Annotated in this window: 21 protein-coding genes and 1 other RNA gene; 9 read left to right on the forward strand and 13 right to left on the reverse strand. The window is 30.1% G+C overall.

Annotation, left to right across the window (positions count from 1 at the left end):
* Positions 1–7: 7 nt before the first annotated feature.
* The 9 genes from AXE80_RS08485 to aroQ are packed head-to-tail and all read right to left on the reverse strand — an operon-like array spanning position 8 to position 9,658.
* Positions 8–1,036: an acyltransferase gene (locus AXE80_RS08485; RefSeq protein WP_068826298.1), complete on the reverse strand. Its 1,029-nt coding sequence runs from the start codon at positions 1,034–1,036 to the stop codon at positions 8–10.
* A complete protein-coding gene (locus AXE80_RS08490) occupies positions 1,015–2,217 on the reverse strand; it encodes a glycosyltransferase family 4 protein (protein ID WP_068826300.1) in 1,203 nt (400 codons plus the stop codon). Before AXE80_RS08490 ends, AXE80_RS08485 begins: the two co-directional genes overlap by 22 nt.
* Positions 2,214–3,203, reverse strand: coding sequence for a glycosyltransferase family 2 protein (locus AXE80_RS08495; RefSeq protein WP_068826302.1), 990 nt, complete (start codon positions 3,201–3,203; stop codon positions 2,214–2,216). Before AXE80_RS08495 ends, AXE80_RS08490 begins: the two co-directional genes overlap by 4 nt.
* Before the next feature lies 1 nt (position 3,204).
* The gene (locus tag AXE80_RS08500) at positions 3,205–4,158 is read right to left on the reverse strand and encodes a glycosyltransferase family 2 protein (protein ID WP_068826304.1); all 954 of its coding nucleotides are present in this window, start codon (positions 4,156–4,158) and stop codon (positions 3,205–3,207) included.
* Positions 4,151–5,272, reverse strand: coding sequence for a glycosyltransferase (locus AXE80_RS08505; RefSeq protein WP_068826306.1), 1,122 nt, complete (start codon positions 5,270–5,272; stop codon positions 4,151–4,153). Before AXE80_RS08505 ends, AXE80_RS08500 begins: the two co-directional genes overlap by 8 nt.
* A complete protein-coding gene (locus AXE80_RS08510) occupies positions 5,269–7,077 on the reverse strand; it encodes a hypothetical protein (RefSeq protein WP_068826308.1) in 1,809 nt (602 codons plus the stop codon). The genes AXE80_RS08505 and AXE80_RS08510 overlap by 4 nt, the downstream gene beginning before the upstream one ends.
* 1 nt (position 7,078) lies before the next feature.
* The gene (locus tag AXE80_RS14280) at positions 7,079–8,362 is read right to left on the reverse strand and encodes an ABC transporter ATP-binding protein (protein ID WP_083194628.1); all 1,284 of its coding nucleotides are present in this window, start codon (positions 8,360–8,362) and stop codon (positions 7,079–7,081) included.
* Positions 8,363–8,365: 3 nt separating this feature from the next.
* Positions 8,366–9,238, reverse strand: a complete 873-nt coding sequence (locus tag AXE80_RS08520) for an ABC transporter permease (RefSeq protein ID WP_206208161.1) — start codon at positions 9,236–9,238, stop codon at positions 8,366–8,368.
* 3 nt (positions 9,239–9,241) lie between these two features.
* Positions 9,242–9,658, reverse strand: a complete 417-nt coding sequence (gene aroQ, locus AXE80_RS08525; RefSeq protein WP_068826312.1) for a type II 3-dehydroquinate dehydratase — start codon at positions 9,656–9,658, stop codon at positions 9,242–9,244.
* 125 nt (positions 9,659–9,783) lie between these two features.
* On the opposite strand from aroQ, the gene xerD reads away from it, so the two are divergent.
* Entirely contained in the window at positions 9,784–10,680 is an 897-nt protein-coding gene (xerD, locus tag AXE80_RS08530) for a site-specific tyrosine recombinase XerD (protein WP_068826315.1), read from the forward strand.
* 342 nt (positions 10,681–11,022) lie between these two features.
* Here the strand turns inward: xerD and rny are convergent, their stop codons facing one another.
* The 4 genes from rny to AXE80_RS08550 all read right to left on the reverse strand — a co-directional run bounded on the left by rny (position 11,023) and on the right by AXE80_RS08550 (position 13,391).
* Entirely contained in the window at positions 11,023–12,582 is a 1,560-nt protein-coding gene (rny, locus tag AXE80_RS08535) for a ribonuclease Y (protein WP_068826317.1), read from the reverse strand.
* A 49-nt stretch (positions 12,583–12,631) separates the two neighbouring features.
* Positions 12,632–12,741, reverse strand: a non-coding RNA gene (gene ssrS, locus AXE80_RS08540) — 6S RNA.
* A 52-nt stretch (positions 12,742–12,793) separates the two neighbouring features.
* Positions 12,794–13,090, reverse strand: a complete 297-nt coding sequence (locus AXE80_RS08545; protein ID WP_068826320.1) for a cell division protein ZapA — start codon at positions 13,088–13,090, stop codon at positions 12,794–12,796.
* 10 nt (positions 13,091–13,100) lie between these two features.
* Positions 13,101–13,391, reverse strand: coding sequence for a hypothetical protein (locus AXE80_RS08550; protein ID WP_068826322.1), 291 nt, complete (start codon positions 13,389–13,391; stop codon positions 13,101–13,103).
* Positions 13,392–13,557: 166 nt separating this feature from the next.
* Here AXE80_RS08550 and AXE80_RS08555 point away from each other — a divergent pair, with 166 nt between their 5' ends.
* The 8 genes from AXE80_RS08555 (at position 13,558) to AXE80_RS08590 (ending at position 23,919) form a co-directional block, all read left to right on the forward strand.
* Complete coding sequence (locus AXE80_RS08555) at positions 13,558–15,243, forward strand: M23 family metallopeptidase (protein ID WP_068826325.1); 1,686 nt, start codon at positions 13,558–13,560, stop codon at positions 15,241–15,243.
* An 8-nt stretch (positions 15,244–15,251) separates the two neighbouring features.
* Positions 15,252–17,726, forward strand: a complete 2,475-nt coding sequence (locus AXE80_RS08560; RefSeq protein ID WP_237340601.1) for a TonB-dependent receptor — start codon at positions 15,252–15,254, stop codon at positions 17,724–17,726.
* Between the two features lie 73 nt (positions 17,727–17,799).
* Entirely contained in the window at positions 17,800–18,522 is a 723-nt protein-coding gene (locus tag AXE80_RS08565; protein WP_068826327.1) for an NYN domain-containing protein, read from the forward strand.
* 48 nt (positions 18,523–18,570) lie between these two features.
* Positions 18,571–19,602: an agmatine deiminase family protein gene (locus tag AXE80_RS08570; RefSeq protein ID WP_068826329.1), complete on the forward strand. Its 1,032-nt coding sequence runs from the start codon at positions 18,571–18,573 to the stop codon at positions 19,600–19,602.
* 117 nt (positions 19,603–19,719) lie between these two features.
* Complete coding sequence (locus AXE80_RS08575) at positions 19,720–20,604, forward strand: carbon-nitrogen hydrolase (protein ID WP_068826332.1); 885 nt, start codon at positions 19,720–19,722, stop codon at positions 20,602–20,604.
* A 107-nt stretch (positions 20,605–20,711) separates the two neighbouring features.
* Entirely contained in the window at positions 20,712–21,029 is a 318-nt protein-coding gene (locus AXE80_RS08580) for a GIY-YIG nuclease family protein (RefSeq protein WP_068826335.1), read from the forward strand.
* A 286-nt stretch (positions 21,030–21,315) separates the two neighbouring features.
* The gene (locus tag AXE80_RS08585; protein WP_206208116.1) at positions 21,316–22,599 is read left to right on the forward strand and encodes a chloride channel protein; all 1,284 of its coding nucleotides are present in this window, start codon (positions 21,316–21,318) and stop codon (positions 22,597–22,599) included.
* Positions 22,600–22,725: 126 nt separating this feature from the next.
* Entirely contained in the window at positions 22,726–23,919 is a 1,194-nt protein-coding gene (locus tag AXE80_RS08590; protein WP_068826339.1) for a saccharopine dehydrogenase family protein, read from the forward strand.
* The last annotated feature ends 83 nt before the right edge of the window (positions 23,920–24,002 follow it).

Genomic DNA, 24,002 nt, shown 5'->3' on the forward strand with positions numbered 1-24,002 from the left:
ATATTCTTTATCCTGAAATATATTTACCAAAAGGAAGTTTGTTTACAAAGACAATAACTCCTAATGAAATGATTAAACACAAAATAGACACTATTGGAATACTTAAAACTGGAGTTACAATAAACATGTCTATATTTAAATTAACTAGTAATTTTAAAACCAAAGCATGAACCAAATAAATACCAAAACTATATTTACTTATTATACTCACAATATTATCTAAACCTTTAACACTAATCTTTTTATTTTTAAAAAACAAAAAGAAAGATGAAGAAGCAATAATTATATTTATAGATAAGTAATCATAAAAATATTCATAAAAAACTCCCTGACGAAGAGAAAAATAGTATGTTCCTAATACAGTAATACCTACACTAGCCATAAATAAGAGTAAATATCTATACTTTCCTTTAAAATTTGTATTGAATAAGAAATGTCCTAAAACCATATAACCTAAATAACCACTAAAATTTGTAATATCTATTTTGGGTAGATAAATAACGATACTTGGAATTCTATATAAAATAGAGAAAAACCATATACTTAAAAAATATACGATATAAGTCGTTGAACTTTTTTTTATCCATTGTCTTAAAATCGGGACACTTAAATAAAACCCTAACAATATATACACAAAATGTAAATGGTATTCGCTTCCATACAAAAAGGAGCGAGTGATTTTTTGTAAAAAAGCAATAAATTCAAACTCCCCTAACAAATATTTTTTATTATTAAAAGTAAAATATACTGTACTCCAAAATAATAATGGCGGTATAATTCTTATAGTTCTTTTTCTTAAAAAGTTCTTTAATTCATAGTCTTTATTTAATAATAAAGCCCCAGAGATCATAAAGAATATAGGCACACAAAACCTTGATAAACTATCATAAAAATTTGCGATTAACCAATCTGGAGTATTTATATTTAAAGTCATTACCCCTATAGCAGAAACATGAATTATAATAACTGCTAAAGTAGATACAACCCTTAAATAGTCTATCCAAATTTTATTATTTATTGATATATTTTTCTCCATTTATTTTTTATAATATCTTCAGAAAAATTCTCTTCTACAAATTTTCTTCCTTCTGAACCTAGCTCTAAAACTTGTTCTCTGTTCTCATAAAAAAAACAAACCTTTTTATACATTTCTTCAACATCATAAATGTTACATAAAAACCCCGTTTCATTATTTTTAAAAGTATATTTCACCCCTCCAGAATTAAAAGCAATTATTGGTAATCCACTAGCTTGTGCTTCTAAGCATACTAAACCTTGTGTTTCTTCCCTACTTTTATATGGAATGCTAGAAAAAAGAAATACATCATGTTCATTGTATATTTTTTTTAATTCTTGTTGTGTTTTAGCACCAACCATTTTAACATATGAATGAAGATTTTTTTTATCAATCAAATCCTCGTACTCTTTTTTTAATTCACCAGTTCCCACAATAGTTAAAAAAACATCTTGCTCATACTCCTTAACTTTAGACATCAATTCTATTAAAAATTTCTGTCCTTTTATAGGATGTAATCGACCTACATTTAGCAACTTTAACGTCTTGTTGTCTTTTTCTTTAAATTGTCTTTTAAATTTATTTACATCTACAGCTACAGGAATTTCTCTTATAATCTTTTTAGGACAACCTATATTTATAAGTTGATTTGTTAAATATTTTGTATTGGTATTAATTACATCTGCAACTTTAAAAAGCAAATCATAATATCCTTTTTGTTGAATGTGACCTATAGGAAAAAAGGCATCGTGTCCATGAAAAGATACGATTAATTTAAATGAATAAAATTTCTTAAAAAAATCCATTGGATGTGCTTTTGTACCAAACTGCACATGTACAACATCATTTTTTGTTACAATTTTATGATAGTAATACCATATATATAAATGGCTCAAACTAAATGATTTTGAATATTGATAAAATTTAATTATTTCTTTACTTCTAAAAAGATTAAACATCAATATTCTCAACCACTTTACCAACCTTATTATCTTAGATTTAGGAACACTATAATCTATTATATTAACCTCTAATGACTTTTGTTTAAATAATGAAGAAAAAAACTTAATATTATCCGACTTAAGCTTTCCTATTATTAAAGAAACCTCATATCCTAAATCAATAGCATACTGTATTTGATTTACCACAAATGTTTCAGATACATTTGGAAACTCACCTATTTTAAAGCATATTTTTTTCAAGAAATCAGCTTTTTACGCAGTACATAAATTTTCTCTTTAACAGGTAAAATTAGAAAAGCTTTTGCTCTCCATAATTTATCAATATTTTCTCTATTACCTACAAAGAAAATTTTATAGACGATACCTCTAGTAACTTTATCAAGCACATCTTTTAAATATAATTGGTCAAAAAGTTGAGTCTTTTTATTTTCCCTAAGTAAAATATTAATCCAATTAAAAAACAAATAAAATTCTTTAACTGTGATAAATTTATTAGAATACATCACTTTTTTTAGAAAAACATCTGTATATAATTCTGTATTATAATTAAGTTTTCTAAATAAACTTAGTTTAATTTTAATATCTCCTTCTTTCTGTATTTTATTATAAACTGATGAGACTTGATTACCATGAACTCTATAATAATATAAAACCTCTTGTATGTTATACATTTTACAGTCCCAGGCTGATCTTGCCCAAAAATCGTAATCCTCTACATGTTTTTTTGTTTCATCAAACTTAAACAGTGAATAAGCTTCTCGGTCTAACATTGTAGCTCCTAAACTCATAGGGCACCTCATTAATAATTCTGCCTGAATTTCTACATGCTGCTCTTTATGTTCAATTAATTTATTAGGCTCATTAATGATTTGTAACCAACTTCCACAAGCTTTTATTTCAGAATTTGATTCTAAAACTAATAATTGCTTTTCAAATCTGTCAAGCGCATTAATATCGTCACCATCTACCCTTGCTATATATTTCCCCTTTGCTATTTTAAAACCTATGTTTAAACTATCTATTAGACCTTTATTCACTTCTTTCTCGTGAATTCTAATTCTCTCATCTTTGTATGCTCTAACAATGTCAAGAGTTTTATCTGTAGAACAATCATCTATTACTAAAACCTCAAAATCTTGTATGGTTTGGTTTAATATAGAATCCATACATTCTTTGATGTAATTCTCTACATTATAAACAGGTAAGACTACCGAAATTAATGCCATTCTATTTAATTTTCGTTAGTTTATAACCAACACCTGTTATAGGATATATAAGAGCCAAACTACATTTTATATAAAAACCAAAAGAACATTTTATTTTTAAAGAAGATTTTATGATCATTAGCCAAATTTTAACACTGTAAACTACTTGTTTTTCTCTTAAAGCATTTATATAATATTTTACAAGTTTACTCATTACAGAGTTTTTAGTTTCCTCATTAATCTCATTATTAAACTCACTAACTATTTTATGGTTTACATAAGCATTTGACCATATTTTCTCTATACTATTGGTTGTAGAATTACTCATATTAGAATCATGTAATAACATATGTGTTGTAACTATATCATTTGAAGCATAAGAGTATTTCTTTAACTTAAAGACGTTTAAATGAAATTCATAATCTTGTGCTTGATATAATTTTTCATTTAATTTTAATTTATTATTTAACAAGAATTCTTTTTTCCAAAGCACACTTTGAAGTAACCAAAAACACTTAAAGTTGATAAAATCATCTATTATATTATTCGATATCAAAGTTTCAGAACGAATACCTCTGGAAATATTTTCGGGCATTTTAAATTGTTCGGTTTGGGTTACCGAAAAATCATAATCTCCAGATAATAAATCAATTAATTGTATTTCTACTTTTTGATTTAACATTAAATCATCTGAATCAAAAAACATTATATACTCCCCCTTACTCAACTCAAACCCATAATTCCTACACGCATTAGCTCCTTTAGGCCTTTCTTTTGGCCTGTGGTGATACTGTATACGACTATCTTTATCAGTATATTCTTTTAAAACCTCTATAGTATTATCTGTAGAACCATCATCTACCACAATACATTCCCAATTTAAATAGGTTTGTTTTATTACAGAATCCAACGTTTCTCCAATTAAATGAGCTCTATTATAGGTTGGAATGATGATAGAAACTAAAGGGTTATTCATGCTTTATAATCGCTTTATTTATTAAATGATTAATCATACCTATATGTTTTTCTAAGGTATAATTTTGTTTTATAAAATCTCTAGAGAAACTTCCCATCTCTTCTGCCTCTTTTCGATTTTCTAATAAATAAATCATTTTTTTAGCCATATTCAAAACATCATGTTCTTCTACTAAAAAACCTGTTTTATTATTTATAATTACATCTGAAATACCTCCATGTAACGTAGATACAACTGGTAAAGAAGCTGCCGAGGCTTCTAAAACAGCTACTGGTGTTCCTTCTGAATCTCCATTTAATGCCACCACTGAATGTTGTACAAAAGCAAATGCACCTGTAAAAAGATCCTTTATTTTTTCTGGACTCATTTTTCCTGGTAAAAAAACAGATTCTTCTAAACCTAAGTACTTTACTAAATTTACACAGGTATTATATAAACCACCTTCTCCAACTATAGTTAAGTTAGATTCTGGAAATTTTTTAAGCACCTCAGCAAAGGCTAATATGGTGTAATAAGGGGCTTTTTTATCTACAAATCTACCAATACCAATAAAGTTGGACGTTTTTCGACTAGGCTTTACTTCAAAAAAAGATGGATTGGGTCCACATGGAGAGACATATATTTTAGATTCTTTTCCTCCCAAAGCTATTAAAGTCTCTTTTATAGCATTTGAAACAGCTAATACACTATCTGAATAATTTAATAATTTTTTATAATTGCTTTGTTGCTTCTCTAGAATCTCTTTAATACTTGCATCAAAACCATGAAAAATAGGAATCAATGGTATCTTTAAATTTTTACAGACATTCAATACAGCTGCTCCTGTTAAACCATATTCAGCAACTACAACTTGGATATTGTTACCTAAAAAAGAAGCTTTTAATGATTGTTCATGAATAGTCAACTCTGTTAAACCTGTTTTATTTAAAAATTTAAAATATTTTTTTTTCCATTTATTCCTAGTTATGGGATAACCTTTTTCACAACTATTAGGCAAATATCCTCCATAATAAAACCAAACATTCCCTTTTAAATATTTTTTGTGCTGCTGAATAAACGTTTCGGAATATGCATTTTTACTTGGTGAAATAAGTGCAATATTTATCTCTTTCATGATATACCTTTTACAATTTTCAACAATACTGACTTCAACTTTCGTTTTATTTTTTTCTTTAGATTGTAGTTTACAAAATTATATGGAACAACCCATATATATGTGTTTATATAACCTCCAAACTTTTGGTGAAGTTTTAAATTTTTCCTTACAGTTTTAAGATATATTTTTGAATATTTATCATGTTTTTTATAAATATTGTATATTAAATTTGAAAAAACTTTATTCAGATAAACCACATTCCCCTTAACATATGTCTTATCTGTGGTTTTATATTGAACATCTGAAATTTTAAACTCCTTTTTTAATAATTGCTCTCCCTTATCTAGTTCATATAATAGCCTATTCAACTTTAAATAAACTCTCTGATAATCAGACTCTACCAAATCTCTAGTTTTAATACCTTCTTTTAACACCATAACCCTAGTATTATGATTAATGACTAATTCTTCTGAAGCAATTCCTAATCTTTTTTCAATATTAAAAACAGAAGTTTGTGCGTTTTTAAGAGACAATAATAATGTTCTAATATCATAATATTTTATATTACTTAATATTGAATTCATTGTCTGTATAATTAAATAAGACCAAGCAATATTTAAAAAATTTTGATATCCTTTATCTAACTCTTTATTTATTTTTATTTCATAAGGATTATAGACAATGTTTAAATCATATATTGTATGTAAAAACTTAATATCATGTAACATAGATTTGCAAACATACAAAGGACTGTGAGTAAAAAGATAAGAAAGAGATTCGTCACTTCGTATAAAATCATCTATTGCCAAACATCCTTTTTTATATTCATGATCTTCAAAACAAATAAAAACATCTAAATCTGAAATTGAAGGATATTTTATACTTCCAAATTGTCCAACAATAATTGCATTATATTCTATACTCAGTCTTTTAACCTCTTCAAAGGCATCCTCATACTCTTTAACTTGTTTATTTTTAAATTTAAGTTCGTCAATATAAAGAAGGGTTTCCTTAATAAAATCATCAATTAATTCATCATTTAAAACGACAGAACTTAAATTATGATAATTTAAAACTGGAGAGTTTAAAGACGCATATTCTCGCCATTTTTCTGCACTATCAAATTCTTGTAATTTCTTTGAAAATTCTAAAAAGCCAGAATTTTCAACTATTAACTTCCAATTCTCTCTACATTCTGTACTCCATTGAATAAGTTTAAGTACTTCTTTTGAATATAGTGAATTAGCTTTTAAAATTGCAGTCCGTTTATCTAAATCACTTCCTTTTATCTGGAATACAAGTGGTGGTAATAACACTACAGAACCTACAAACCTTTTTAAATCATAAATATTTAGTAATCCCTCTTTATATTGTTGATAAAAAAATGTGATGTTTTTGCAAGTACCTTTTATCCTTTCAACAGTTTTATTAATGCTATCTTGTTTATTAATAGAGGCTATTATTTGATTATTCCCTAAAACACATAGGGCTTCTTTCATAATAAAAAGAGGCATATATGAATTATCATACCTCCTCAACTGGCTTTTTTTAACTAACCAATGACCATGGTGTTGTAAAGGATCTTTCTTTTGAAAATTAAATGCTACTTCATCTAACTTAGATTTCACCAAGTCATAATAATCATCATCTATTATAATAAAATCATCTAAATCAGAGAAAGAAGTTCTTGAATTATCTGACCAACTACCATGTACAAATACTTGTATTTTACTAGGGTTTAAAGTTAATAATGGAGCAAAAATTTCATTTAACTCTTTATTACTTCCATCATAAAGTAAACTATTCACAGTGTATTTTTGCATATTAAACTGTTTTCCAATTAGAGTTTACATTAACCAACCCCCATGCATTATTAAAAATAGTTTTCTTATCCTTACCATATGGCAATACCGTAAATTCGGCTGCTCTAATTACTTGATCATAGAAAAGCTTACCTTTTCTTATTGATATTGTTATACAGTACTCTCCTGGAGTAAGAGTAAAATGATCAAATGACATCATAACTTTTTGCCTTTTATTAATCTTTGTAGAAAAATAAGTATCTGAATCTCCACTCAAACAACTAGCAATATAAATCTCATTCTTTGTTTCAAAGCGAACTCCTAAATTTAATCCATCCACACTTAATAAATGCCCATCAACTTCAAGTTCGATTGAAAACTTCTCTCCTAAAAAGAAACTTGAAGTATTTTCTCCAATCGAATTATAAAATTTAAGATCTGTAAATGACACTTCTTTTCCTAAATTATTTGCTCTCTTATGTGATGCTAAATCTACTTGAATTTCATCTGTATTATTTAGCTCTTCATATTTTTTTACAATTGTATTAATATCTCCTTGACAGCTAACTTGACCATTCGCTAAAAGAATTCCTTTTGTACATAGAGCTTTCACAGAAGCCATATTATGACTCACAAACAGTACCGTTCGTCCACCACTAGTAGAAATATCTTTCATTTTACCAATGGCTTTCTTTTGAAATTCAGCATCTCCAACAGCTAATACTTCGTCAACAATCAAAATATCAGGTTCCAAAAAAGCAGCTACAGCAAATGCCAAACGAACCGTCATTCCACTTGAGTATCTTTTCACAGGAGTGTCTATATAACGTTCACAACCAGAAAAAGCGATAATCTCATCTATCTTAGACTGAATTTCTTTTTTAGTCATTCCTAAAATAGCTCCATTCAAAAAAATATTTTCTCGCCCAGTCATTTCTCCATTAAAACCGGTACCTACTTCTAATAATGACGCAATTTTCCCATTATATTTAATAGCTCCGGTAGTAGGTCCCGTTACTTTTGATAAAATTTTTAACAAAGTAGATTTCCCAGCTCCATTTCTACCAATAATCCCTATGACATCTCCTTTTTCAACCTCAAAATTGATATCTTTTAATGCCCAAACATAATCTGAGTTCCCTTTTTGAGACCTATCGTTGGTTTCACCAATTTTTAAGAAAGGATCCTCTTTTCCACGCAACTTATGGGTAAACCTTTTAAAGTCATCTACCAAACTTCCCGATCCTACATTACCTAATCGATATTGTTTAGATAAGTTTTCAACTTTTAAAATAATTTCTTTCATAAACTATACAGTATCTATAAAGTTTTTCTCTGACCTATTAAAAACAATAACTCCTATAAAAAGAAGACTAAAAATTAAACCTATAGTAGTGATAAATAATTTTATATCAAATTGATACCCATCTGTTGCAAACAACAAATATCTACTCATTTCTATAATACCTGCTAAAGGATTATACTCTACAATCCATGAATATTCAGGCATTTTTTCTTTAAAAAAAGAAATAGGATACATCACTGCAGATAAATACATCAACAATTGCAATCCAAAATTTACTAGAATCCTCATATCTCTATATTTTGTTACCAAAGCAGAAATAATCAAACCTAACCCCAAACCTAATAGCCCCATCAAAATAATCATAAATGGAAATAATAATATGATTGCTTTTACATGAAGATTAGTACCTGTAAGTAGATAATATACATAAAAGGCAGAAAAAATAAAAAGCTGAATTCCAAACTTAAACAAGTTAGATGTTATTGATGTTAACGGGGCAATTAACCTTGGGAAATATACTTTTGAAAAAATTCCTGCATTAGAAGAAAATGAAGTAGAAGTAGAAATTAAACAGGATTTAAAATATCCCCAAACAATAATCCCCGACATATTAAACAAAAATGATGGAGTATCTCCTGTAGATACATTAGCAACATTGTTAAAAATAAGTGTAAATACAACTGTTGTAAACAAAGGTTCTAATAAGTACCACAACGGCCCTAAAACAGTTTGTTTATACACTGTTACTATATCACGCTTCACAAAAAGAAATAACAAATCTCTATATCGCCAAACCTCTTTTAGATTTAAATCTAATAAGCCATTTTTTGGCGTAATTTCGTACAACCAATTTTGATTTTTATTCAATGTCTTTATTTTTTACTTAATAAAACTCTCCACTCCTAACTCATAACTCTTTAAACCAAAACCTAAGATCACTCCTTTACAAACGGGAGACAAAAAAGATTTATGTCTAAAAGCTTCTCTTTTGTGTGTGTTAGAAATATGCACCTCTACCACCGGAGTGGTAACACCACTAATAGCATCTGCAATAGCAACCGAAGTATGTGTGTATGCCCCAGCATTCATTACAATTCCATCGTAAGAAAATCCAACTTCGTGAATTTTATCTACCAAAGCCCCTTCACTATTTGACTGAAAATACTCTAAAGAAATCTCTGAATATTTAACCTTTAATTTCTCGAAATATTGCTCAAAAGTTTCTGAACCATAGATCTCCGGCTCTCTTTTTCCTAATAAATTTAAATTAGGACCGTTTAAGATTAAAATTTTCATCTTGATGGATTTTTGAATAATGTTCAAAAGTAAGAAAAAACCAAGGCAATACGGTAAACAAACTATAATATCACGTTAAAAATACTTATTCCACCTAAGTATTTAATCCTTATTTTTACATTATAATGAATTGGACTACTTACATCAAAGAATTTACTCAATACCTGCTTATAGAAAAGGGCTTGTCTCACAATACCATCATCAATTATCAAAAAGATTGTGAAAAACTTAGCAACTATTTTAAAGATTCAGAAATCACCCCTATAAACATCAAAACTTCCGATATACAGGACTTTATCTATCAGTATTCAAAAACCCACAAAGCAAGATCACAAGCCAGACTAATCTCTGGTATTTCTTCTTTTTTTGATTATTTATTGATGGAGAACTATAGAGAAATAAACCCCATGGATATTATAGAATCTCCAAAGATTGGATTAAAACTCCCTGATACTTTATCCGAGGAAGAAATCAACAACATAATTGATGTTATTGATTTATCTCATCCACAAGGAGAAAGAAATAGAGCGATTTTAGAAACTTTATACGGATGTGGATTGCGTGTAAGCGAACTCATCAACCTAAAAATTTCCGATTTATATTTTGACGAAGGATTTATAAAAATTACAGGAAAAGGAAACAAACAACGTTTGGTTCCTACAAATCTATACACAGAAAACATCATTAATAATTATATTCAACAACAAAGACCATTAACCCCCGCCAAAAAAGGAAAAGAAGATGTATTATTTTTAAACAGAAGAGGAAACCAATTAACAAGGGTAATGATTTTTACCATCATTAAACAATTGGCAGAAAAGGCAAACATCAAAAAAACAATTAGCCCTCATACTTTTAGACACTCTTTTGCTAGTCATTTACTAAATGGTGGTGCCGATTTAACTGTTATTCAAGCTTTATTAGGTCACGAAAGTATTACCACTACCGAGATTTACTTACATGTTGATAAAACCAAACTGAGTGAGGTTGTAAATAAGTTTCACCCTAGAGCGAGGAATTAGCGATTAGCGATTAGCGATTAGCGATTAGCGATTAGCGATTAGCGATTAGCGATTAGCGATTAGCGATTAGCGATTAGCGATTAGCGATTAGCGATTAGCGATTAGCGATTAGCGATTAGCGATTAGCGATTAGCGATTAGCGAAAAAAATATTTTTGGAGATTACTTCCTAATATTTAGGTGAAAAGTTGACATTACCTCAAGATAGTGCATCTCGACTTCGCTCGATGACCTTAAATATAAGCTTAGAACAACTAAACATAAAAAAAAGCGTTTTAGAAATTTCTAAAAACGCTTTTTTTGAACAACAAACAATTGTTCTTTGTCAATTGCATATTGTAAATTACTTCGCTACATTCACTGCTCTAGTTTCTCTAATTACGGTAACTTTTACCTGACCTGGATAAGTCATTTCAGTTTGTATTTTCTGAGAAATATTAAACGATAAATCAGACGCTTGTTCATCGGTTACTTTGGTACTTTCTACCAATACACGTAACTCACGTCCGGCTTGAATTGCATAAGCTTTCTGAACCCCAGTAAACCCAAACGCTAAATCTTCTAAATCTTTTAATCTTTGAATATATGAATCTAATACCTGACGTCTTGCTCCTGGTCTTGCTCCAGATATTGCATCACAAACCTGAACAATAGGCGCCAACATCGTTTTCATTTCAATTTCATCATGATGCGCTCCAATAGCGTTACATACATCAGGCTTTTCTCCATATTTCTCAGCCCATTCCATACCTAATAATGCGTGTGGTAATTCACTTTCAGTATCTGGTACTTTACCTATATCATGTAGTAATCCTGCTCTTTTTGCAGCCTTTACATTCAATCCTAACTCAGCAGCCATTAATCCACATAGGTTAGCTACTTCTCTAGAGTGTTGTAATAAGTTTTGTCCGTAAGAAGAACGGAACTTCATACGTCCAATAGTTTTAACCAATTCAGGATGTAAACCATGAATTCCTAAATCAATCACAGTACGTTTTCCAACTTCAATAATCTCTTGGTTGATTTGTTTTTCAGTCTTTTCAACCACCTCTTCAATTCTAGCTGGGTGAATACGACCATCTGTCACTAATTTATGCATAGACAAACGAGCAATTTCTCTACGAACAGGATCAAAACAAGAAAGAATAATAGCTTCTGGTGTATCATCAACAATAATTTCAACTCCAGTAGCAGCTTCAATCGCTCTAATATTACGACCTTCACGACCAATAATACGTCCTTTTACATCATCAGACTCAATATTAAACACAGATACACAGTTTTCTATAGATTGCTCTACACCCACTCTTTGAATCGTGTTTAAAATCAATTGTCTAGCATCTTGCTCTGCAGTTAACTTAGCCTCTTCCAAGGTATCTCTAATATAAGCCATTGCATCTGTCTTAGCTTCGGCTTTTAAAGAATCTACCAACTGAACTTTAGCTTCATCAGCAGATAACCCAGAAATAGATTCTAAAATATCTACTTGTTTTTTATGCATCTTATCTAATTCCGCCTGTTTCTTTTCTAAGAATTCTAAACGGTAATTGTAATCCGATTCCTTGTCTTCTAAGGATTTATTTAACTTTTTTTCACGTTCAATCTCCTTATTTAAAGAAGTTTCTTTGTCTTTAGCTCTTTTTTCAGATTCAGATACTTTTTTCTCACGATTTAAAATTACTTTTTCGTGTTCCGTTTTAAGTTCAATAAACTTTTCTTTGGCCTGTAAAATTTTATCTTTTTTAACGGCTTCTGCAGTTAATTTGGCTTCTTTAACAATAGAAGCGGCTTCTTTTTCTGCTTGAACCGTAAGCTGAGAAACCTTGAATTTCTCCAGCATTTTTGCTATTACAAATCCTACGACTAAGGCCGCAACAGCAACGAGTATTATGGTTGTGTTCATTATTTTGAGTTAAATTATATATAAAAAAACCTACTAAGGTTAGTTTTATAAACTCCAAAAAACATGTTTTAGGACTAACATTGTGATCAAGTATCTGTATAAAATTACAGCTCGCTTTAACACAATAGACTTATCCTTTTTAAAGATATAATGTTGAGTTTATCAAACGAAAACCAAAGTAGGCAGTGTTTTTATTTTTATGTAAAGAACTTTATTTATCTAAATACGATTGTAATTTACCATTTAATTTTGATAATTTAGTCATTATTGCATTATTTTCTTCGTCTTTTATTACCTTATTTACTTCTATAATAGATGCAAACTGTAAGGCACACATCGCCAATACATCTTGTTTATCGTTAACTGCATAATTACTTTCGTAATCTGAAATTAACTTATTAATGTTTACAGCCGCTGCTCTTACCCCTTGTTCTTCTTCTGTAGAATTTACAGAAATAGGGTAATTCCTACCGCCTATTGCTACATTAATTTTATATGTATCCGCCATTTTAAAGAGCTTATGTATTTAATTCTTTAATACATTGATCTATTTCTGCAACTAAAAAATCAATTTTAGCTTTCGTATCCTTCTTATATCCTTCACTGCCTCCAATAGTTTTAGCAATTTTTAACACCTGCAACTGTTCCTTGTAAAATAAAATCTCATCTTCTAAGCCTTTGTTACTTTGTTGTAACACAAAATTACTGTTAGATAGAATCTGATTTTCTTTTTGTAAAAACTCGTAGCGTTCCAGAAGTTGTTCAATATTAGCCTCTAATGTGGCAATGATATTTTGTTGACTTCCCATAGTTATTGTCGCTAAAACCTTATTTACAAAAATAGCATTGTTATTCTTAAATCCAATTTTTTATGCAGCAAATTACAAATTTCCTTATTGAGATTGTTTCTCAGAGTTTTATAAGTGTTTTTTAAGATATTATAATATTTTTGTGAAACCCTTAAATGCATTTTTTTTGAAAAAACAACACTTTTTACTTTGCTTATTTACTTTTTGTATGTCTTTTGGACAACAAAAATACCCTCAAAATGATTTTAGAAATCCTTTAGACTTCCCTATTATACTTGCTGGAACTTTTGGTGAATTAAGAACCAATCATTTTCATTCTGGTATTGACATTAAGACCAAAGGAGTTAGTGGTAAAAAAGTATATACTGCCAAAGAAGGATATGTGTCTAGAATTAAAATTTCTCTTTGGGGATACGGAAAAGCTTTATACGTTACCCATCCAAATGGTTTTACAACTGTATATGGGCATTTGGAAAAGTTTAGTGATAAGATTGAAAAATACATCAAACAAAAACAATATGCAAAAGAGTCTTTTGAGGTTCAAGTTTTTCCTAATAGGGACGAATTGGTTATAGAAAAAGATGAAATAATTGCCTATTCGGGAAATTCTGGCGGCTCAACTGCTCCACATTTACATTTTGAAATTAGAGATACAAAAACCGAAAAAATCATCAACCCTCTTTTATTTGGATTAGAAGTACCCGATAATATTACTCCTAGGTTTGGAGGACTTAGAGTTACTCCTATTGGTAAAAATGCCGCAGTAAATCAACTACCTGTTGCTCAAGATATTCATGTTGAAAAAATCAACAGCCATTTATATGTTTCCGACGAAGTAGAGGCTATTGGAAAAATAGGTTTGCAAATTAATACTTATGATTTGCTTAACCATGCAGCAAACAAAAATGGAGTCTATAGTATTGATATGACTGTAAACGATACTTTGGTCTATCATCACGATTTAGAAACTTTTGCTTTTGATGAAAGTAAGTATATCAACTTATTAATTGATTACGAACACTATGCTAAGCATTATAAAAAATATCAAAAAACCTATATAGAACCTGCAAATAGATTATCTATTTACAAAACCGATAAAAACAAAGGGTTTTTAAATATTAAAAACGAAGAACATTATCGTGTAGAGATTATTATAAAAGATTTTGCTAACAACACTACTACCATAAGAGTTCCTATAAAAGGAAACAAAATTATTACACCAATTATTGAAGAAAACTTACAAACTCCTTATCATATAAATCAAAATAAATACACTGTTTTTAAACAAGGGAACTCTGAACTTAGATTTCCTAAAAATACTTTTTACAAAGATGTATATTTAGATTACAGTGTAGATAAAAATATGATTCACGTTCATAAGCCAATATTGCCATTAAACAAAAGCTATACTTTAACTTATTTTATAGATAGTTTAACAGCTACAGAAAAAAAGTATGTGTATTTTGCTTATAAAAGTGGGAGTCATTTCAATTATGTTAGCACTAATAAAAAAGACAATAAAATATACACCAACACAAAATATTTAGGTGATTTTTATCTAAAATTTGATAGTATTGCGCCTATTATTTATAAACCTAGCTTTTACAACAAACAAAATATAAGCAATCATAAAACGTTGAGTATACACATTAAAGACAAGGAAACTGATATTAAAAATTATTATGCTACTATTGATGGAAAATGGATTTTAATGGAATACCAACCTAAGAAGGATCGATTGTTTTTTGATTTAAGTGATTTAAAAGCAACCCAACAGCAACATACTTTTAAATTAAAAGTACAAGATGTCTTAGGAAACTCTAAAACTTACGAAGCTAGCTTTTACAAATAAAACTACTATTGAAAACATTTTTAAACCTCATTATTTTTTTAACAACCGCTATGCTGTTTGCTCAAACAGGATATGTAGCTGGTATTATTACTAACGAAAATAAAGAACCTTTACATGGTGTTAGCATTACCTACAATCAAAAAGGAATGCTTAGTGATGAAAATGGAGCTTACCAAATAGAAATTCCGGCTAACGAACAAACCTTAATAAAATTCTCTTATATAGGTTATGGAACTGTTGTTAAAAGTTTTAAAGGTTATAAAAACAAAACCATTAAATTCTCTCCTGTACTTAAAATTCAATCCCATGATATTGAAGAAATAACTATTAAAAGTTATCAAGCAGCACAAGAGGGTGTTGTAAAATTAAAAGCCGAAAAGTTTAAAAGAATTCCTGGTGCCAATGCCGGAATTGAAAATTTATTAATGACGCAACCTGGTGTAAACAATAGTAACGAATTAAGTACACAATATAGCGTTCGTGGGGGGAGTTTTGATGAAAATTTAGTTTATGTTAACGGAATTGAAATTTATCGTCCTTTTTTGATTAGATCTGGTCAACAAGAAGGATTGAGTTTTTTAAATTCTGACATGACAGAAAACATCAATTTTTCTGCAGGTGGTTTTGAAGCCAAATACGGTGATAGACTATCATCTGTCTTAAACATTCATTATAAAAAACCAACCAAAGAACTTTCTACAGTAAACTTAAATTTATTAGGTGCTAGTTATACCTACGAGAATTTATTTTTAAACAAAAAACTTTCAACATTAATTGGAGCCAGATATCGTAACAACCAACTTTTAGTGAATAGTAAAGACACTAAAACCAACTTTAAGCCTGTTTTTGCAGATATACAAACCTATTTATCTTATAAAATCAACAACAAAAGTAGTTTAGATTTTTTAGGAAATATTGCTATGAACAATTACAACTTTACTCCTATTTCTAGAGTTACAAAGTTTGGTGGATTGTTTCAACCTAGAGAATTGGTTGTTTTTTACGAAGGAAATGAGCAAGATGATTTTAAAACTTACTTTGGGGCCTTAAGTTATAAATACAATTTTTCTAAAAACACTAAGTTAGATGTTACTGCTTCTGCATTCAACACTCAAGAACAAGAGTATTATGATATTTATGGAGCTTATAGTATTGCAGAAGTTGATCCTGTAAATGGTGAACCTTTATACACCTCTGGAGTAGGAACTCAACTAGACCATGCTAGAAACGATTTAGATATTTTAATTCAAAACGTAAAAGTTTCTCTTCAACACAAAATAAACGAACATCATTTTGAGGTTGGAGCAAAATTCCAAAGTGAAAATATTAGAGATAGAATTAATGAATGGAAAGCCATTGATGATAACGGAAACACACTAAGAAATCCAAACACTGCCAATCCATCTACACCTACAAGTGCTCCTGATTTTAGCATCACTCCTATTGATTTATACTACAATGTAAAAGCACAAAACAATGTAACCATCAACAGGTTATCTGGTTATTTTCAATGGAACAAAAAATGGTATATAGGGAATAATATTTTATGGCATCACGCCGGAATTAGATCTCAATTATGGTATTTAAAAAACATCAATACCCAAACCAATTCATCTTTAAAACAAGTTATCAGCCCACGTTTTAGACTTTCTTTAAAACCTGATTGGCAAAATACAGATATGGTTTTTCGTTTATCTGCCGGATATTATCACCAACCTCCATCTTACAAAGAATTAAGAGATGCTAAAGGAGAAATTCAATACAATGTAGAAGCTCAAGAATCTATACATTATGTTTTTTCTAACGAATATAGTTTTACCATGTGGGAACGTCCTTTTAAAATGACTTCCGAAATTTACTACAAACAACTAAACCATGTAAACGCTTATTCTTTAGACAATGTAAGAGTTAGATATGATGCCAACAACAATACCGAGGCTTATGCCACAGGATTAGATTTAAGATTGAGTGGTGAGTTTGTTCCTGGTAAAGAAAGCTGGGTTAGTTTTGGATTGTTAAAAACAGAAGAAAACACCAACAATAGAGGTTATGTTGCTAGACCAACAGATCAACGTTTTAAGTTGGCCATGTTATTTCAAGATTACGTACCAAGTAACCCCAATTTTAAAGTATTTTTAAACTTAGTTTTAAATAGTAGTCTACCCGGTGGAGCTCCTATTAATGCAAGAGCTGATAACAGCACCAATGTAGATAGATATGATTTCCAAACTCGCTTAAGACCCTACCGAAGAGCAGATTTGGGAGCTTCGTATATTATTGTAGATCAAAACAAAAAATATGCTTCTGGTTTTTTAAGTCGATTTAAGGAATTAGAGCTAGGTGTTGAACTTTTTAACATATTTGATATTGACAACACCACTACCAATACTTGGATATATGATGTAGATAGCCAACGTTATAACAGTGTTCCAAATATTTTGACTGGTAGAATTTTAAATTTTAAAGTGGGAATGCAATTTTAAAAGTCTTGCAGCATTAATTTTTTCCCCGCAATATTTACTGTATCTTAATTGAAAATAGATAATTAAGATAAAAATGAACATCAAATTAGCCGTTTTAATAGACGGAGATAATATTCCTTCTTCCCCCGTTAAAGAAATGATGGAAGAAATTGCCAAATACGGAAACCCCACCATTAAAAGAATTTACGGAGATTGGACCAAACCTAACTTAGGAAAATGGAAAGATTTATTGTTAGAAAACGCCATCACTCCTATTCAACAATACGCCTATACATCTGGTAAAAACGCCACAGATTCTGCCATGATTATAGATGCAATGGATATTCTATACTCCGAAAAGGTAGATGGATTTTGTTTGGTTTCTAGTGATAGTGATTTTACAAGATTGGCCACAAGGTTAAGAGAAGCTGGAATGCAAGTTATTGGAATTGGAGAAAAGAAAACCCCTACTCCATTTATTGTTGCCTGTGATAAATTTATTTACATAGAAGTTTTAAGAAAAGGCCAAGACAAAAAAGAAAATAACAAATCAGCAGATAAAGAAAATATAGATAGTATAAACCCTAAATTAATCAAACTAATTAAAGCTACTATTTCTGATGTTTCTGATGATGATGGCTGGGCTTTCTTAGGTGATGTAGGTAGTTTAATTCAGAAAAAAATGCCAAGTTTTGATGCTAGAAACTATGGTTTTGAAAAATTAACTCCCTTGATAAAATCCATCAACGAAATTGAAATTGAACAACGAGAAAACACCAACAGTAGACACAAATTAATTTTTGTAAAAAATAAATAAACATTACTAAAAAAAATTACTTTTGCTCGGTTACAATTTATTTAAATCATGTCTAATTTCAACAGGCTTCCTGCCGAATGGGAAGCACAAAGTTTTATACAATTTACCTTTCCACACCCTGAGAGTGACTGGGCATATATGTATAATGAGGTAGTTACTTGTTTTGTTGATATTATAAATGCTACAGCAGATTTTCAACCTGTTTTAGTGGGTTGTTTTAACACACAAACTGTTCAACAATATTTTAATCAAAAAACTAAACATCCTATTTATTTTGTTCAAGTTCCTTCAAACGATACTTGGGCAAGAGACCACGCAGCTATTACTGTTTTAAAAGATGAAAAACCAGTTTTATTAGATTTTACATTTAATGGATGGGGACAAAAATTTGAGGCTGATTTAGACAATCAAATCACCCAAAACCTAAAAACTTCTGTCTTTAAAAACACTGATATCAAAACCATAGATTTTGTTTTAGAAGGTGGAGCCATTGAATCAGACGGAGAAGGAACTTTATTAACCACTTCGGAATGTTTGTTGTCTAAATTTCGTAATCCTAACATGACTAAAAATCAAATTGAGGATTATTTAAAAGAAATCTTTGGGGTGAAAAAAATATTATGGTTAGACCATGGATATTTAGCTGGTGATGACACAGATTCTCATATAGACACTTTAGCTAGGTTATGTAACTCAACAACCATTGCTTACGTAAAATGTGATGATGAAAAAGATGAGCATTTTGAGGCTTTACAAAAAATGGAAACCCAATTAAAAACATTTAGCAACAGTAATAATCAGCCATATAACCTAATTGCATTGCCATGGCCAAATGCTTGCTTTGATGATGATGGAGAACGTATTCCTGCTACTTATGCTAATTTTTTAATCGTAAATGGCGGAGTATTGGTGCCTACCTACAACGTTCCTCAAGATCAAGAAGCTTTAGATATTATTCAAACTATTTTTCCAGATAGAAAAGTCGTAGGATTAAACTGTAAAGCATTAATAGATCAACATGGGTCTTTACATTGTATTAGCATGCAATATCCTGAAAAAGTGAAATTAAATATTTCTTAATACCTAAAATCTATTGTATATTTAAAATGTCAGTTCGAGTAATTTAGAGGCACGAGAAATTGTATCGAGAACTCACCCAAATTGACATCTTTTTTATAAAAGTATAACATTCCTTTCATGAGCAAATTAAACGTTGGAATTGTACAACAAATCTGTACAACAAACAAACAAGATAATATTGATAAGTCTATTGCAGGTATTAAACAATGTGCAAAAGATGGAGCTGAACTAGTTGTTTTACAAGAACTACACACAGGAATCTATTTTTGCCAAGCCGAAGAAGTTGATATGTTTGATTGGGCCGAACCTATTCCTGGACCGTCTTATAACCAGTTTGCTGCCATTGCTAAAGAATTAAACATTGTTTTGGTTACTTCTTTGTTCGAAAAAAGAGCACCTGGAATTTATCACAACACTGCTGTAGTTTTTGAAAAAGACGGAACCGAAGCTGGACGTTATAGAAAAATGCACATTCCGGATGACCCCGCTTATTACGAAAAATTCTACTTTACTCCTGGTGATTTAGGTTTTAACCCTATACAAACATCAGTAGGAAAATTAGGCGTTTTGGTTTGTTGGGATCAATGGTACCCAGAAGCAGCTAGACTAATGGCCATGGCTGGAGCAGAAATGTTAATTTATCCAACTGCCATAGGATACGAAAGTACAGATTCTGATGAAGAAAAAGCACGTCAACGTGGAGCTTGGATGATTTCTCAAAGAGGACATGCAGTTGCTAACGGATTACCAGTAATTGCTGTAAACCGAGTTGGTTTTGAAAAAGACTGGACAGGTGTGACCAACGGAATTGAATTTTGGGGAACTAGTTTTATTACAGGTCCGCAAGGAGAAATTATTTGGGAAGCCAATCAAAAGGAAGAACTTACCAAAGTGATAGAGATTGATAAAAAAAGAACTGAAGACGTAAGACGTATTTGGCCTTTCTTTAGGGACAGAAGAATTGATGCTTATGGTGATATCACGAAAAGATATATAGATTAATCTTCTATCAACACAAGCTCAGACTGACTCTAAGAATAAAATTCTTAATATAAATAATGTCACACTGAGCCTGTCGAAGTGCGAGTTTTATTTATTATTCTAATGCAATGTTTTATTATGTATACATCCTAAAATGCTCAGATAACAGTTTTTATATTGGTATTACCAACAACATTACACGAAGACTAGAAGAACATCAATCTGGAAAACATTTTAATAGTTACACATATAGAAGACTTCCTGTAGAATTAGTATGGTTACAAGAATTTACAAATCCTGAAATAGCTATTGCTAAAGAAAAACAACTAAAAGGATGGAGTAGACGTAAAAAACAAGCTTTGATTGATGAAGATTATCAAAAATTAGTTCATTTTTCTCAAAATAGTCTTCGACAGGCTCAGACTGATAATCCTAAAAAGAAATAAACATTTTATAATAATAAACTGTTATACTAAGCTCGTTGAAACATAAAAACCTTACTTCATTCTAAAATGTCACGCCGAACTAAGCTTGTATTGAGTTAACCGAAGTATCGAAGCATAATATTCAACAATTAAACTTTATCATATAAAATTAGTCTTATTGAATCATGAAAAAAATTACAGCTGCATATTAAAAAAAATCAATTAGTACTTCTTAAAAACTACTATTAAAGAAACCTTATACATCTTTTAAATCCATTACCTTTACAGCCTTAAATTTATCTTTATCATGAGAAAAGAAGTGATTAGAAAAGGATACTACAACCTAATATTAAACTCTATTTGGGTTGGGATTTTAGCAACTTTATTAGGAGTTTCCTTAAAAAATAGCACCGCTTTTTTTGAAGAATCTTTATTAGAAAACATAGAACACTTCCCTGTACTCTATATATTTTTACCTTCAATAGGAATCACTATTATTTATTTTACCAGAAAGTATTTATTTAAAGGAAAACAGAATAAAGGGATTAAAGAAATTTTTAACACCCTTGAAAAAAGAAAAGATGAATTGCCTTTTTATAAAATTCCATCACATTACATCAATGGTTTTTTAACTGTAGTTTTTGGTGGATCTACTGGAATAGAAGTTTCTACTGTAGTAGCAACTGCTGCCATTGGAAGTAGTGTTTATAAAAAAGACAAAGTTGCCAATGCCTATAAAACAGAATTAATTTGTGCTGGAGTTGCCGCTGGGGTTACCACTTTGTTCGGAAGCCCAATTGCAGGACTCTTATTTGCAATAGAAGTTATTTCACGTAAAGTAAACAAAACTTTATTTTTAAGTTGTGCCATTTCTATAGCTATTGCTCAAACTTTTATTTTCTTTTTTGACAACAAAAAACTATTTGATTTTGAAGTTTTTAACTGGAACTACCATGCCATTCCTTATATGATACTACTTAGTATATTAGCAGGAATAGTTGCGGTTTTCTTTACCAAAAGTGTCATTTTTATTAAAACCAAATTTGCCCAAATAAAAAGTAATTTCATTCGTGTTAATACAGGAGCTTTGTTGGTTGGTTTAGGAATTTTTATATTTCCTGCTTTATATGGTGATAGTTATCATGCAATACCAGAGCTAATATTAACCCCTAATTATCAAACTATCTCTATAGGTTTTATTGCTTCATTAGTCTTTATTGTTTTTTTAAAACCTATTGCAGCTTCCTTAACTTTAGGTGCAGGTGGCGATGGTGGTGTATTTGCCCCAAGTATTGTAACTGGAGCTATTCTAGGGATTTTTATTGCTTTGTTTTGCAATCACTTTTTTGACACAGAATTAATTGTATTAAATTTTGCTTTAATTGGAGCTGCCGCTATGTTAAGCGCAGCCATCCATGCTCCATTAACCGCTCTATTCCTAACTTGTAATATTGTAGATAATGGTTTTGCTCTTTTTATTCCATTGTTGATAGGTGTTTATATAGCTAAATATATCGCTATATTTTTGTGCAACTACAACGTATACACCTATGAAAAAGGAAAGAAAAAACTTTCTATCCAACTAAAGTAATTAGTGATTGACTATCAATAAAATAGCTAATATTTTTTCATCAAAAAAAAATAACTATTTTTAAGCGTAGTTTGAAAAAAAAATTACATTTGCGCAAAATTATAAATCAATTTAACAACATTAAAAATGTCTAGAGTTTTAATCATTGGTGCTGGTGGAGTCGGTAGCGTTGTTACACAAAAGTGTGCTGCTTCTCCTGAAGTTTTTTCTGAAATTATGTTAGCAAGCAGAACTAAATCTAAGTGTGATGCTATTGCTGCTTTAATTAAGGATAGAAAAATTCAAACCGCACAAGTGGATGCTGATAGCGTACCAGAATTGGTTGCGTTATTTAATGAGTTTAAACCTGAATTAGTAATCAACGTTGCGTTGCCTTACCAGGATTTAACCATTATGGATGCTTGTTTAGAAACAGGTGTTAACTATTTAGATACTGCTAATTACGAACCTAAAGACGAGGCTAAATTTGAGTATAGCTGGCAATGGGCATATCAAGATAAGTTTAAAGAAAAAGGATTAACTGCTATCTTAGGTTGTGGTTTTGATCCTGGAGTAACTAGTATCTATACTGCTTATGCAGCCAAACATCACTTTGATGAAATTCATTATTTAGATATTGTGGATTGTAATGCAGGAGATCATGGTAAAGCATTTGCTACCAATTTTAACCCAGAAATTAACATACGTGAAGTGACTCAAAAAGGACGTTACTGGGAAAATGGACAATGGGTAGAAACTGAACCACATGAAATTAAACAAGCTTTAAATTATCCAAATATTGGAGCTCGTAATTCTTATGTTATTTATCACGAAGAATTAGAATCGTTGGTTAAAAACTTTCCAACCTTAAAGCGTGCTCGTTTCTGGATGACTTTTGGTGATGAATATTTAACACACTTACGTGTGATACAAAATATTGGTATGGCTAGTATTGAGCCTATTATGTATAAAGGTGTAGAAATTGTTCCTTTACAATTCTTAAAAGAAACTTTACCAAAACCAGAAGAATTAGCTGATGGTTATACTGGTGAAACTTCTATTGGATGTAGAATTAAAGGAATTAAAGATGGACAAGAAAAAACCTACTACATTTGGAACAACTGTAAACACCAAGAAGCTTTTGAAGAAACCTCTTCTCAAGGAGTATCATACACTACCGGAGTACCAGCCATGTTAGGAGCTATGATGTTTTTAACAGGAAAATGGAGAAAACCAGGAGTATTTAACGTAGAAGAATTCAATCCAGATCCATTTATGGAACTAATTGGTCAATACGGTTTGCCTTGGCAAGAAGAAATTAATGGTGATTTAGAATTATAATAAAAGTATTCAACACACTATAATATATAGGTAGTAAGTACTTCTTTTCACAAAGACACTTACTACCTTTTTTAATTTATACT

Source organism: Wenyingzhuangia fucanilytica, from assembly GCF_001697185.1.
Taxonomy (GTDB): Bacteria; Bacteroidota; Bacteroidia; order Flavobacteriales; family Flavobacteriaceae; genus Wenyingzhuangia; species Wenyingzhuangia fucanilytica.

Excerpts from the sequence above, each read along its gene's own strand:
- AXE80_RS08575 (WP_068826332.1), top strand. The coding sequence starts at position 19,720 with ATGAGCAAATTAAACGTTGGAATTGTACAACAAATCTGTACAACAAAC.
- AXE80_RS14280 (WP_083194628.1), bottom strand. The coding sequence starts at position 8,362 with ATGAAAGAAATTATTTTAAAAGTTGAAAACTTATCTAAACAATATCGA.
- AXE80_RS08550 (WP_068826322.1), bottom strand. The coding sequence starts at position 13,391 with ATGGGAAGTCAACAAAATATCATTGCCACATTAGAGGCTAATATTGAA.
- AXE80_RS08500 (WP_068826304.1), bottom strand. The coding sequence starts at position 4,158 with ATGAATAACCCTTTAGTTTCTATCATCATTCCAACCTATAATAGAGCT.
- AXE80_RS08495 (WP_068826302.1), bottom strand. The coding sequence starts at position 3,203 with ATGGCATTAATTTCGGTAGTCTTACCTGTTTATAATGTAGAGAATTAC.
- AXE80_RS08565 (WP_068826327.1), top strand. The coding sequence starts at position 17,800 with ATGAACATCAAATTAGCCGTTTTAATAGACGGAGATAATATTCCTTCT.
- AXE80_RS08585 (WP_206208116.1), top strand. The coding sequence starts at position 21,316 with ATGAGAAAAGAAGTGATTAGAAAAGGATACTACAACCTAATATTAAAC.
- AXE80_RS08485 (WP_068826298.1), bottom strand. The coding sequence starts at position 1,036 with ATGGAGAAAAATATATCAATAAATAATAAAATTTGGATAGACTATTTA.
- aroQ (WP_068826312.1), bottom strand. The coding sequence starts at position 9,658 with ATGAAAATTTTAATCTTAAACGGTCCTAATTTAAATTTATTAGGAAAA.
- AXE80_RS08590 (WP_068826339.1), top strand. The coding sequence starts at position 22,726 with ATGTCTAGAGTTTTAATCATTGGTGCTGGTGGAGTCGGTAGCGTTGTT.
- AXE80_RS08545 (WP_068826320.1), bottom strand. The coding sequence starts at position 13,090 with ATGGCGGATACATATAAAATTAATGTAGCAATAGGCGGTAGGAATTAC.
- AXE80_RS08510 (WP_068826308.1), bottom strand. The coding sequence starts at position 7,077 with ATGCAAAAATACACTGTGAATAGTTTACTTTATGATGGAAGTAATAAA.
- AXE80_RS08505 (WP_068826306.1), bottom strand. The coding sequence starts at position 5,272 with ATGAAAGAGATAAATATTGCACTTATTTCACCAAGTAAAAATGCATAT.
- rny (WP_068826317.1), bottom strand. The coding sequence starts at position 12,582 with ATGAACACAACCATAATACTCGTTGCTGTTGCGGCCTTAGTCGTAGGA.
- xerD (WP_068826315.1), top strand. The coding sequence starts at position 9,784 with ATGAATTGGACTACTTACATCAAAGAATTTACTCAATACCTGCTTATA.
- AXE80_RS08580 (WP_068826335.1), top strand. The coding sequence starts at position 20,712 with ATGTTTTATTATGTATACATCCTAAAATGCTCAGATAACAGTTTTTAT.
- AXE80_RS08570 (WP_068826329.1), top strand. The coding sequence starts at position 18,571 with ATGTCTAATTTCAACAGGCTTCCTGCCGAATGGGAAGCACAAAGTTTT.